Annotated in this window: 9 protein-coding genes and 1 pseudogene; 3 read left to right on the plus strand and 7 right to left on the minus strand. The window is 44.9% G+C overall.

Annotation, left to right across the window (positions count from 1 at the left end):
- Positions 1-149: 149 nt before the first annotated feature.
- Positions 150-1,025, minus strand: a complete 876-nt coding sequence (locus tag BQ8005_RS08535; RefSeq protein ID WP_075317757.1) for a helix-turn-helix domain-containing protein — start codon at positions 1,023-1,025, stop codon at positions 150-152.
- Between the two features lie 125 nt (positions 1,026-1,150).
- Between BQ8005_RS08535 and BQ8005_RS08540 the strand changes: the two genes are divergently transcribed.
- Positions 1,151-2,446 carry a cytidylate kinase family protein gene (locus tag BQ8005_RS08540; protein WP_075317758.1) on the plus strand — a complete coding sequence of 432 codons (1,296 nt, stop codon included), beginning with the start codon at positions 1,151-1,153 and terminating at the stop codon, positions 2,444-2,446.
- Between the two features lie 82 nt (positions 2,447-2,528).
- On the opposite strand, the gene BQ8005_RS08545 is transcribed toward BQ8005_RS08540, so the two are convergent.
- A complete protein-coding gene (locus BQ8005_RS08545) occupies positions 2,529-3,533 on the minus strand; it encodes a class II fructose-bisphosphate aldolase (RefSeq protein ID WP_021848706.1) in 1,005 nt (334 codons plus the stop codon).
- Positions 3,534-3,723: 190 nt separating this feature from the next.
- Positions 3,724-4,731 carry an endonuclease/exonuclease/phosphatase family protein gene (locus BQ8005_RS08550; RefSeq protein WP_075319055.1) on the minus strand — a complete coding sequence of 336 codons (1,008 nt, stop codon included), beginning with the start codon at positions 4,729-4,731 and terminating at the stop codon, positions 3,724-3,726.
- Positions 4,732-4,918: 187 nt separating this feature from the next.
- Here BQ8005_RS08550 and BQ8005_RS08555 point away from each other — a divergent pair, with 187 nt between their 5' ends.
- Positions 4,919-5,173, plus strand: coding sequence for a type B 50S ribosomal protein L31 (locus tag BQ8005_RS08555; RefSeq protein ID WP_021848708.1), 255 nt, complete (start codon positions 4,919-4,921; stop codon positions 5,171-5,173).
- A 71-nt stretch (positions 5,174-5,244) separates the two neighbouring features.
- On the opposite strand, the gene gcvT is transcribed toward BQ8005_RS08555, so the two are convergent.
- From gcvT to BQ8005_RS08570, 3 genes are all read right to left on the minus strand, one after another.
- A complete protein-coding gene (gene gcvT / locus BQ8005_RS08560) occupies positions 5,245-6,330 on the minus strand; it encodes a glycine cleavage system aminomethyltransferase GcvT (protein ID WP_021848709.1) in 1,086 nt (361 codons plus the stop codon).
- Positions 6,331-6,361: 31 nt separating this feature from the next.
- On the minus strand, positions 6,362-7,585 hold the full coding sequence (gene pepT, locus BQ8005_RS08565) for a peptidase T (protein WP_075317759.1): 1,224 nt from the start codon (positions 7,583-7,585) through the stop codon (positions 6,362-6,364).
- A gap of 124 nt (positions 7,586-7,709) precedes the next feature.
- On the minus strand, positions 7,710-9,119 hold the full coding sequence (locus BQ8005_RS08570; protein WP_075317760.1) for an amidophosphoribosyltransferase: 1,410 nt from the start codon (positions 9,117-9,119) through the stop codon (positions 7,710-7,712).
- Between the two features lie 223 nt (positions 9,120-9,342).
- On the opposite strand from BQ8005_RS08570, the pseudogene BQ8005_RS08575 reads away from it, so the two are divergent.
- Positions 9,343-10,899: pseudogene (locus BQ8005_RS08575) on the plus strand (IS1182 family transposase); the annotation flags it as partial.
- A 204-nt stretch (positions 10,900-11,103) separates the two neighbouring features.
- Here BQ8005_RS08575 and BQ8005_RS08580 read toward each other — a convergent pair.
- Entirely contained in the window at positions 11,104-13,269 is a 2,166-nt protein-coding gene (locus BQ8005_RS08580) for a glycoside hydrolase family 97 protein (RefSeq protein ID WP_075317761.1), read from the minus strand.
- Positions 13,270-13,306: the final 37 nt, after the last annotated feature.

The raw sequence follows: 13,306 nt of genomic DNA on the forward strand, positions 1-13,306 counted from the left end.
TTCCTCCCCTTTCTCTTCTATTTCAAATGTAAATATTTCGCTATCCTATTGTCTATTAGACAGAAAGCAGATTTCTTTTTCGTTCTTTTCGACCGCCCTCTACTTCAGGCCGAAAGAAGCGATTCTCAGGAGGTTGGGAAATCAAAATGTCATTTTGATACTTCCCATCTCCGCATACGGTATTTCAAAGGTGAAAGACCTGTCTTGCGAACAAAGAACTTGCCAAAGACCGACTGGTCGGAAAAGCCCAGTTCGTCGGCAATTTCCTTCACATCCTTGTCGGTACACTCCAACAGTTTACGCGCATCGGCACAAAGCAGTTCGGATATGTGGAAACAGACCGTATGCCCCGTGATATTGCGCACGATGCGCGAAAGGTAGGTCGTAGAAATGTGCAGACGGTCAGCATAGAAACCGATGTTGTGCTGTTCGCGGTAGTGATGCACCAACAAACGCTTGAAGTTACGGAAAATCTCAGTCGAACGGTTGGCAAAACCCGTCGTCTCACGGTTCTTCTGATACAGCGCATCGGCCATCTGCAACAAAAGAAAGCTACACAAATGGCGGACTATACCATCACGATAAAGGTGAAGCTCCTCCAGCCGGCTGGAAAAAAGCACCAACGTCTTCTGTAAATAATCGGCCTGCTCCGCTTCCAATTGGAAAATCGGCAGCAGATAGTTACCCACGAACTGGGATACCTGTCCATAGACGAGCTGTCCGACGGAAAGCGTGTCGAAATAATCGGGCTCGATATAAAGGCAGACCATACGGAAATCGGCACTCATGTCAGTGAGTGTGACACGAATACTAGGTGTGACAACCAGCAAATGGAGGGAAGCAAGCGTATAACTGGCATGGACATCCGATACAGACGCCGTTCCGTTTGCGACGAGCAGGAAATAAAATCCCTTGTCCAACAGAATTTGTCCGTATCCAGCACAGGCCATATCCATAGCAAGGCCACAAGGCATGCCTACACCCGGCCTACAGGCCTTCATCAGTTCGGTAATTGCAATGCTCATATCTTACCATAATTTAATCACAAAAATAAGATTTGTTTCGTTTTCGACCAAGATAGGTCGTTCTTTTCTGAAGGAAATACAAAGAAATAGTATGAACTTTGCGGCGGTTTTCAAAACAGAAGATTATGAGTAAATATACTTTCAGACGCTACCTGTTGTTCGTCGCCTCACTGTTCATCAATGCATTCGGCATTGCCTTCATCACCAAAGCGCTGCTGGGCACGTCGCCCATCACGAGTGTAACCTACGTACTGAGCCTGTTTACGCCCTTCACAATGGGTATATGGACCATTCTGCTCAACCTGCTGTTCGTCGTCCTCGAACCATTTCTGATGACACGCAGGGAGTTGAGAGAAGACCTGCGGATGTACCTGCTTCAAATCCCCATTGCGTTCTGCTTCGGCCTGTTCATCGACTTCTCCATGTTCATGCTCTCCTGGCTGGAACCCTCGGCCTATGTCATGCAAGTGACGGTTCTGCTGATCGGTTGCGTCATTCTGGCTCTGGGTATCGCTCTCGAAGTAAAAGCCAATGCGGCCATGATGGCAGGAGAATATTTTGTGAAAGCCATCACTCGACGCTTCCATGGAGAGTTCGGCTACGTAAAGCTGGGATTTGACATAACGTTACTCACCATTGCCTGCATCCTGTCGCTCGTCTTCTTGTCCGACATTCAAGGCGTACGCGAAGGAACAGTAGTGTCCGCCTTGCTGGTAGGCCCCATCGTACACTTCGTCAATCCTGCCTACCGCATTTTCGACCGTTGGATCAATGCTCCCATCAAACAGGCCGACACACCTTCGGCCCAACATACAAATACTATCATCACCATCGCACGTGAATATGGAAGCGGAGGTCATCTGCTGGGTGAAAGACTTGCCAAGGAGCTGGGCATCAAGTTGTACGACCGCGAGTTCATCCGCATGGCTACCCAACGGAGCGGCATAGACGAACAATATATCGCGAAAAATGAACAGTCCATTCCTTCGTTCTGGCTGAAGTGCATCCTCTCGAAGAACAGCGAACAGCCAGTGGAAGCCAGTCTTTCGGCAGACGACATACTGTTCGTGGCCGAAAGTCGGATTGTACAGGAGCTCGCCGCTCAAGAACCTTGCATCATCGTAGGCCGTTGTGCCGACTTCGTACTGAAAGACCACCCTAAAGTGGTGAAAGTATTCTGCTATTCCGACCTGAAAAGTGCGGTGAACCGCTGTGTCAACGACTACGGCATTCCCCAAGAGCAAGCAGAAGCGGAAATCCGCCGCATCAATCGCAACCGCATCCATCACTACGAATACTACACCGGCTGGAAATGGGGCGAACCTCATCACTACCACCTGATGCTCAACACAGGAAATATCAGCCTGGAAACAGCCTGCAAGCTGGTGAAAGAGGTTTATCAGAATATAGCCAAAGCATAAGAGAAAAGGAGATACGAAAGAAACAAACACAAAAAAAGCCGCCCTCGTCAGGCGGCTTTTCTTATTTATATACGGATAAAACTTATTCTGCCAGCTTGTTGTCAGAACCCAGCACGTTGATGATTTTGTGCTTGTAGAGTTTCTCCATGTTGTCACGAGCCGGACCCAGATACTTACGAGGATCGAATTCAGCCGGTTTCTCAGCAAATACCTTGCGGATAGCAGCAGTCATAGCCAGACGAGAGTCTGAGTCGATGTTGATCTTGCAAACAGCAGACTTGGCAGCCTTACGCAGTTCGTCTTCGGGGATACCGATAGCAGCTTCCAGCTTACCACCAAACTTGTTGATAGTATCAACTTCTTCCTGAGGAACTGAAGAAGATCCGTGCAGAACGATGGGGAAGCCCGGCAATTTTTCCATAACGGCGTCGAGAACTTCGAATGCCAAAGGAGGAGGAACCAGACGACCCGTAGCAGGATCTACGTGGCACTGTTCGGGTTTGAACTTGTAAGCACCGTGAGAAGTACCGATAGAGATAGCCAAGCTGTCGCAACCAGTGCGAGTAGCAAAGTCGATTACTTCTTCAGGGTCAGTATAAGTGTGATGTTCTGCAGATACTTCATCTTCTACACCAGCCAATACACCCAGCTCGCCTTCTACAGTTACATCGAACTGATGAGCGTAGTCAACAACCTTCTTAGTCAAAGCTACGTTCTCTTCGTAAGGCAGGTGAGAACCGTCGATCATTACAGAAGAGAAGCCCATATCGATGCAAGACTTGCAGAGTTCGAAGCTGTCACCGTGGTCAAGGTGGAGCACGATTTCAGGATGAGCGCAACCCAGTTCCTTAGCATATTCTACAGCACCTTCAGCCATGTAACGCAGCAGAGTCTGGTTTGCATAGTTACGTGCACCCTTAGAAACCTGCAGGATAACCGGAGACTTAGTTTCAACAGCAGCCTTTACGATAGCCTGCAACTGCTCCATATTATTGAAGTTGAAAGCCGGGATAGCATATCCACCCTTAATGGCACGAGCAAACATATCTCTTGTGTTTACAAGGCCCAAATCTTTGTAATTAACCATTTTGTTTAAAAGTTTATAGTTAGTGAATCAAATTCTGTGCAAAAGTACACATTCTCGTTCAAATAGCGGACGCCAATTCCACTAAAAAAACTCTTCAAACAAAAGAAAAACAATCATTTTTCAAGTGTTTGAAGAGTTTTAACAAAAGATTGTAAAGTCTACGTTACAAGATCCCGCTACCTGAGCTGAATTATTTCTTCAGATAAATAATGGTCGGCAGATGGTCACTATAACCGTTCAACCACGTACGGCCACCATGGGTACGTAACGGAGAACCCTTGTATTTACCGTCCTGCTGAATAAGATAGTCGCGGTAGAAGACCTCATGATGGTCGTAACGCAATCCGTGACGTTTTTTCAATAATGGTTTCGACAGGACAATCTGATCGAACAGATTCCACTTACCACGATAGAGCAGCGTACCTACCCCTTCGTCTTCCAGCGTTTCCCACCAGGGGTTGTAGAAATCGGCCTTCTTCACCTCTTTTTTATATTTACGTGCGCCTAACGTCTGCATACTCTCATCCATCGGGTCGTCGTTCATATCTCCCATGATGAATAGCTTCAGCTTGCGGTCTTCGTTCCGCAAAGAATCTGCCAAAGCTTTTACCTGTCGTGCCGCATGTACACGTACTGGTGACTGGGCTCCACGAGAAGGCCAGTGGTTGACAATGACACACACACGCTCACCAGCCATACGCCCGTCCACAATCAAGAAGCCACGCGTCAAGTGGACCGTATCCCCCTGATAAGGTTCGGAAAAAACAAGTTTCGAACAAGTCACTTCAAACTGTTGCGGATCGTAGAACAAAGCACAATCAATGCCGCGTTTGTCGGGACCTTCGTAGTGGATATATTTGTAAGCAGAAAGAGAAGGTTGCTTCAAGAGGTCGTCCAATACACGATCGTTCTCTACTTCAGCTACCCCGATAAAAGCTGGACCTTGCGGTACCCTGTCGCGCGACAAGGAGGAAAGCACCTTAGCCATGTTTTCCAACTTTGCCTCATACTTCTTCGAATTCCATTTATAACTACCGTTGGGTAGGAAATCGTAGTCGTTTTTGCCCGCATCATGAATGGTATCGAACAAATTCTCAAGATTATAAAACGCTACGCTGTACAGGTCGCGCTTCTCGTTTTGTGCCTCCAAAACTATCGCACAGAGGCAACACATCAACAGAAAGAATAGTTTCTTCATATTCATACACAAATTTTAGATGCAAAAAAAAGAAATAAAACGAGATAAACCTATTTTTTAGTCGAACTTTTTTTCTGTTTCAAGAAATAGCACTATCTTTGCACCCTGAAAACTGAAAAGACCATTACACCACTATTTGTTACCAGCAATAGTAAACGAAATAAAAAAATTAAAAAACAATATCGAAATGAAAAAAGGTATTCATCCCGAAAATTACCGTCCGGTAGTATTCAAAGATATGTCAAACGGTGACATGTTCCTGTCTCGCTCAACTGTTAACACCAAAGAGACAATCGAATTCGAAGGCGAAACTTATCCGTTGGTAAAACTGGAAATCTCCAGCTCTTCTCACCCGTTCTATACTGGTAAGTCTAAGCTGGTTGATACCGCCGGTCGTGTAGATAAGTTCATGAGCCGTTACGGTAACCGTCAGAAGAAATAATCATTTCTGATAAGAGATAAATAAAAGGGAAGCTCGAAAGCTTCCCTTTTATTTTATACCTATACTTCATTTTATTTACGGAAAGGCGGCTTTACTACTACAGCCTTCAGCTTACGACCACGCATGTCGATGCAGATTTCCGTGCCAGGCTTACTGAATTCAGTCTTTACATAACCCATACCGATACCAATCTTACGAGTAGGCGACATCGTACCTGAAGTCACATTTCCAATGACTTCTCCATTGGCATCCAGCAGCCCATAGCCATGACGGGGGATACCACGGTCGATCATTTCGAAACCTACCAGCTTGCGCGTCACGCCTTCGGCTTTCTGTTTTTCCAACATCGCGCGGTTGGTAAAGTTCTTACCTTCTACAAATTTAGTTATCCAGCCCAGTCCTGCTTCAATAGGCGAAGTCGTATCGTCAATATCGTTGCCATAAAGACAGAAGCCCATCTCCAAACGAAGTGTATCGCGGGCACCCAGACCAATAGGCTTAATACCAAACTCAGCTCCAGCCTCAAAAACAGCATCCCATATTTTCATGGCTGCGTCTGGATAGAAATAGAGTTCAAAGCCTCCTGCACCCGTATAACCTGTATTCGAAATGATGACATCCTTCTCACCTGCGAATTCGCCATGAGTAAACGTATAATAAGGTAAAGAAGACAGATCGATCGGCGTCAACTTCTGCAAAGCTTCAATAGCCTTCGGTCCTTGCACAGCCAGCTGAGCCATACGGTCGGAAGCATTTTCCAGCTCGGCACCGACGGTATTATGGGTTACACACCAATTCCAATCTTTCTCAATGTTGGCAGCATTCACTACCAGCAAATACTTTTCAGGTTCATAGCAATAAACCAGCAGGTCGTCTACAATGCCACCTGTCTCGTTGGGAAAACAAGTATATTGCACTTTACCTGGAGTCAAGACTGCCACATTATTGGAAGTCACCATCTGCAAGAAGGCCAAAGCCTGGGGACCTTTCACCCAAAATTCTCCCATGTGTGATACGTCGAATACGCCTACACCCTGGCAGACAGTCATGTGTTCGTCGATAATACCCGAATACTCAATCGGCATATTGTATCCCGCAAACTCGTGCATCTTAGCACCCAGCGAGATGTGTTTCTCGGTAAATGGAGTGGTTTTCATGAAACTTATATTTAAGAATTAAAATGAATGATCAGCGTGCAGCTACCAGTCCGGCAATTTTGACAATTACCATCATAGCTTTCTCCATGCTCTGTATGGGCACGAATTCATAACGCCCATGGAAATTAAGTCCACCGGCAAAAATATTGGGACAAGGTAATCCTTTGAATGAAAGCTGTGCACCGTCCGTGCCACCACGGATGGCCTTCACACGAGGTTCTACACCAGCATCTTTCATAGCTTGGAAAGCAATATCGATTACATGCATCACAGGCTCTATCTTCTCACGCATATTGTAATACTGATCGTGCAGGTCGAGTGTAGCTGTGCCCTCGCCATACTCAGCATTGATTTTCCGAACGAGATGTTCTATCTCCTGCTTACGGCTTTCAAAACGGGTGCGGTCATGATCGCGAATGATATAAGATACCACGGTCTGCTCCACTTCGCCACTGATACCCACCAGATGGTAAAAACCCTCGTAACCTTCGGTATGCTCGGGCGTCTCATGACTGGGCAGCATAGCCATAAAACGATTGGCCACGCGAATAGAATTAATCATCTTATGCTTGGCATAGCCCGGATGTACATTGCGTCCCTTGAACGTAACCTTGGCAGAAGCAGCGTTGAAGTTCTCGAATTCCAGTTCGCCTAGCTCGCCGCCATCCATCGTATAGGCCCAGTCGCAACCGAATTTCTCGACATCAAATTTATGGGCACCCAAGCCGATTTCTTCATCAGGATTGAAACCAATACGTATCTTACCATGCTTGATTTCGGGATGCTCCTGCAAATAGACAATAGCCGAAACAATTTCGGCAATACCAGCCTTGTCGTCAGCCCCCAACAACGTTTTGCCATTGGTCACGATCAAATCCTCCCCCTTATGATCCAACAGTTCGGGGAACTGTGCTGGTGATAAAACTATGTTTTCGTCGGCACAAAGCACTATTTCTCCACCATCATAACACTGTACAATCCGTGGTGACACATCCTTACCGCTCATATCGGGACTCGTATCCATGTGAGCAATGAAACCTACTGTAGGCAGAGGCTTATCAGTGTTAGCAGGAAGTGTGGCAAACAAATAGCCATTGTCGTCCAACGTAACATCTTCAAGTCCCAAAGACTCCAGTTCTTCCTTCAAATAGCGGGCAAAAACCATCTGCCCCGACGTACTGGGAGTAACACCAGTCTCTTCACTCGACTGAGTATCGAAGCTGACATATTTCAAAAAACGTTCTACTAAAGTCATATCATTCAAAAAAATTACGATTCAACATTTACAATTTGTATTATGCCCGTAAAGGTAGAAAAAGGGGCGTGAATTGGCAAGCAATCCACACCCCTTTTTTATCCGAAACTTAACGATTTGTCAATCAGAAACAGCTACTGCCATCGAAACAATGCGTACAAAGTTTGCATTTAGGCAGGCCGATAGACTCGACCAACGTTTCTAGCGTATTGAAACGCAAGGAAGTAAAACCAAAACGCTCACGCATGATCTCTACCATACGATTGTACTCAGGAGAGCCAGTAGTGGCATACTTCTCCAAATTCTTGTTCTCATCACCCTCCAGCTCCTTGATAATACGACGGGTTATCAATTCCAACGGACTCTTGGAAGCAGTAAAGCCAATAAATGGACAAGCATATATCAATGGCGGACAAGCTATACGGATGTGTACTTCCTTGGCTCCATATTCGTAGAGCACTTTCACATTATCGCGAAGCTGAGTTCCACGCACGATAGAATCGTCGCAGAAAAGCAGACGTTTTCCCTGAAGCATCGCACGATTGGGAATAAGCTTCATCTTGGCCACAAGGCTACGCATCTCCTGACGGCTGGGAGTAAAGCTACGTGGCCAAGTCGGCGTATATTTAGCAATGGCACGATGATAAGGGATTCCCTTTCCTTCGGCATACCCCAACGCCATGCCTACTCCTGAATCAGGAATTCCACATGCACAATCTACTTCGGAAGTATCAGTTTGGCCCATTTTCACACCACTGGTAAAACGAACTTCTTCTACATTACGACCTTCATAGCAAGAAGTCGGGAATCCATAATATACCCACAGGAAAGAACACACTTGCATCCGTTCCTCTGGTTTACGCATCTGCTCAATACCTTCGGCACGTAAGCGAACGATTTCACCCGGCCCCAAATAATGTTCAACTTCATACCCCAAATTCGGGAAGCTGCTTGACTCGCTGGTTGCCGCATACGCTCCTTCCTTCTTTCCGATAACAATTGGCGTGCGCCCCCATTTGTCGCGAGCAGCGATAATGCCGTCTTCCGTCAGCAACAACATGGAACAAGAACCTTTGATACGATTGTATACATTCTCTATCCCCTCTACAAAATTCTTGCCCTGAATGATAAGCAAAGCTATCAGCTCCGTCTGATTAGTCTGTCCTGAACTGAGTTCTGAAAAGTGCATATTCTGCTCTAACAATTCTTCCTCCAGTTCGACAATATTCATAATCTTGGCAACTGTAACAATAGCAAAACGTCCTAAATGAGAATTCAGAATGATAGGTTGAGCGTCCGTATCACTAATGATTCCTATGCCGGAGTTTCCTTTAAACTTGTCCAGTTCGTCTTCAAACTTGGTACGGAAATAGGTACTTTCCAGATTGTGGATAGAACGACTGAAACAGTTGGTCGTTTCATCATAAGCAGCCATACCGCCGCGTTTCGTTCCTAAATGAGAATTATAGTCTGTCCCATAAAACAAATCAGTCACACAACTCTCTTTGGCGACTGTCCCGAAGAAACCTCCCATATTATTTATACTTTAATAATTACGTATGGTTTTTAAAACGTCGACAAAGGTACAAATTAGTCGGCAGGTAGCCTTCTGTCATCACCTGTTTTTTTAATAAAAAAATAAGAAGGTGTGTCAAAAAGCACACCTTCTTTGTTTAGCACAAAGCCCCGACTTTCACAAGCTGGGGCTTTGTTGTTACCTAAAGATTTTGTATCTTTAAGCCTAAAGATTTATACATATGGCAAAGATACATTTTCGTCCCTACACTCCCAACCAAACGGTACTATTTCCGCAAAGAATCGATGAAGATATTGCAGAAAACGATCCTATACGCATGGTTGACGCTTTGGTTGAAAGCCTGAATCTTGAAGGTTTCAGGAAGTTATACAAAGAATGCGGCCGTAGTCCTTACCATCCCAAGATGATGCTAAAGGTTATCTTGTATGCCTATATGAACAATATATACTCCTGCCGGAAAATAGAAAAGCTCCTTCGTCGTGATATCCATTACATTTGGTTAGCCGGTTATGAGAAACCGGACTTTATTACTATCAACCGTTTCCGTAATCGGGTGAAGAAGGAGATCAACGAAGTGTTTACCCAAACCGTACTTCTGCTTTCATCCAAAGGTTTCATCAGTCTGAATGTGGAATATATTGACGGAACAAAGATTGAGTCCAAGGCCAACAAATATACTTTTGTATGGCGGAAGAGCGTTGAGCGAAACCGTGAACGACTGATGAAGAAAATCAGTGTTTTGTTAAGCCAAATAGATGACGTCATCGCTCAGGAAAAAGCTTCGGAAAACAACGAGGAAATTGAGTTTACTCCTTCCATGCTGACAGAAATGGCGGGAGAATTACGCACTGCTCTTGAACAGACTTCAGAACCATCCACGAAAGAGCAGAAATCTGCGCTGGGAAAGAAACGCAAGCAGCTGAAAGAACTGGAAGCACATAGAGATAAGCTTCAGGAATACAATAACCATCTGGACAATCTTCAGGACCGCAACTCTTATTCCAAGACAGACAAAGAGGCCACTTTTATGAGAATGAAGGAGGATGCCATGCACAACGGTCAGACAAAACCAGGATATAATCTTCAGATTGCTACGGAAAATCAATTCATTATCGATTATTCTCTTTTTCCGAATCCGACTGACACCTTGACGATGATTCCCTTTCTGAAGTCCTTTGCCGACAGATACGGCCGTTTGGCTCATACGGTGGTTGCTGATTCCGGTTACGGATCAGAAGAGAATTACCACTTTATGTCGGAAAACGGGATGGAAGCATACGTCAAATACAATTGTTTCCACATGGAGCAGCGGCCAAGATTTAAACCGAATCCTTTTAAAGCCGAAAACTTTTTCTACAATGAAGAACAGGACTACTGCGTCTGTCCAATGGGACAAAAGATGCAGAGGGCAGGTACCAGGCATACGAAAACCGAATCCGGATATGTAGTCGAATATGCCAGGTATAGGGCTGTCAGATGCGAAGGGTGTCCGTTAAGATGTCTGTGTTTTAAAGCTAAAGGAAACAGGACGATAGAACTGAATCACCGACTCAGGATATACAAACAGAAAGCCCGGGAACTTCTCTGTTCCGAAGAAGGACTGAAACACAGAGGGCAAAGGTGTATAGAACCGGAAGCTGTATTTGGACAGATAAAATTCAACATGAACTACAAGCGCTTCCGTCATTTTGGAAAGGACAAGGTCCTTATGGACTTTTCCTTCCTGGCCATCGCCTTCAATATAAAAAAGATGTGTACCAAGATGAATAAAGAGGGGATAAATTGGCCAATTAAACACCTTTACGGCCTTATTACCACTCATTTAAGCTATTGGGAACAAAATATCGAGATTATCTTCAGAATATCGCTGCTTGAAAAAGTTAACAACGCTCTTATCGTTGATAAAGAAAAGAGGGTGAATCGCGTATTACGACACACCCTCATCCAACCAATACCTATTGACCTATCTTTTTACCCCTTCTCAGTTTCTCCACTTTTTTACAGACTTCAGGTCATCGCCCGTTGCCTCCATCAGGCTGAGCGCGAAACCGCCACTGCGAGCTTCTTTGACAGAAAGCTTAGTTTTAGAAGTCACAATACCTTTCTTTATCTGATAAGAAGTAGGATCGTCCTTGTAATCGGCGTCTTTTCCATCAGCATAGAGAATAGCGACATATTTCTTACCTGCATCAAGAAAATCAAGTTTGAATTCAGCCGTACGTGCATTTTCATCGGTGATACCACCAACAAACCAATTACCACTGTTTTTTGCCTTACGGGCTATAGTGATGTAATCACCTGGCTCGGCTTCGATATACTTGCTTTCATCCCAATCGACAGCTACGTCCTTGATAAACTGGAAAGCATCCATATGTTTCTCGTAGTTGTCCACCAAATCAGCAGCCATCTGCAAGGGGCTATAAAGAGTAACGTAGAGAGCAAGCTGCTTGCAGAGAGTCGTCTGTACTTGTCCGTGCGGCAGGTCACCCATAAAATCAAGTTTAGTATCAAAAATACCCGGCGTATAATCCATTGGGCCTCCAATAAGACGATTGAACGGTAAAAGCGTCGTATGGAAAGGCTTGCTTCCGCCAAAGGCTTCGTACTCTGTACCACGAGCAGATTCATTGCCAATCAGATTGGGATACGTACGACACAGACCTGTAGGGCGAACAGCCTCATGGCCATTGACCATAATTTTGTATTCAGCAGCTTTCTTTACTGCATACAAATAGTGATTATTCATCCATTGACCATAATGATGCTCGCCTCGAGGAATAATATTGCCTACATATCCACTTTTCACTGCGTTATATCCATGGTCTACCATAAACTGATAGGCCTTATCCAAATGGCGTTCGTAGTTACGTACCGAAGCAGAAGTTTCGTGATGCATCATCAATTTCACTCCCTTGCTATGAGCATAGTCGTTCAGCATCTTCACATCAAAATCAGGATATGGAGTCACAAAATCAAAGACATAATCCTTAGATTTGCCGAACCAGTCTTCCCAACCTTCATTCCAACCTTCGACAAGTACCTGATCAAGTCCATGCTCAGCTGCGAAATCAATGTATTTCTTCACATTCTCATTGGTAGCACCATGACGTCCGTTAGGCTTCAGCGTCGAATAGTCTGTCTGACCCAGCTTCACAGAAGGCAGATCGTCTGTATAAGCCCAGGTACTCTTACCTGCAATCATCTCCCACCAAACGCCCACATATTTAACAGGTTTAATCCACGATACATCTTCATAAGCACAAGGCTCGTTCAGGTTCAGCGTGATACGTGAGGCTAAAATATCACGTGCATCGTCACTCACGATAACCGTACGCCAAGGTGAAGTACAAGGAGCCTGTAAGTATCCTTTATTGCCTTGCGCATCAGGAGTCAGCCAAGATTCGAACACAAGATTCTTATCATCCAGATTGAGATGCATGCACGAATAATCCACAAGAGCAGCTTCGTGTAAATTGATGTAAAGTCCGTCTGCCGTTTTCATCTGCAAGGCCGTCTGCACACCTGTGGGTGAAAATGGAGTCTGCGAAGAATTGGGCGTAATGGCACCTTCCATCAGGCCACGTATCTCTGTCAGTTTCGATTCAGTATAATCATATTCTTGCGTATCATAGTCGCCAGGAATCCAGAAAGCCGTATGGTCACCAGCCATAGCAAACTGAGTATGTTCCTCTTTGATAACGAAATAATTGAGATTCTTCTGCAAAGGGAATTCATAACGGAAGCCCAAACCGTCATCGAAGAGGCGGAAACGGATAACTATGTTACGCTCTTGCGCTTTCTGGTTCAACGTTACCGCCATTTCATTATAATGGTTACGTATTTCTTTTTCCTCACCCCACACAGGCTGCCAGGTTTCATCAAACGTAGAATTTTTCACCTCACCTAAAGTAAATCCAGCCATCAGGCCTGGATCATCCTTCAGTTCCAATCCTAACTTGGAAGGTTTAATAACCACCTTTTCTTTATAATACAATTCATAGACAGGCTCTCCCTGCCCGTTTACTGTAAATACCAGTCTAAGTAACCCATTAGGAGAAGTAAGTTCCTCGGCAACAGCCATACCAGCTATGCAAAGGAATGATAACAAAAATAAGATTCTAGAAGTGAATGTTTTCATGTTTCTCATGTGTAATATTATTCTTTGCAGACAAAGATAAGCAAAA

It is taken from the genome of Bacteroides togonis, from assembly GCF_900130135.1.
Taxonomy (GTDB): Bacteria; Bacteroidota; Bacteroidia; order Bacteroidales; family Bacteroidaceae; genus Bacteroides; species Bacteroides pullorum.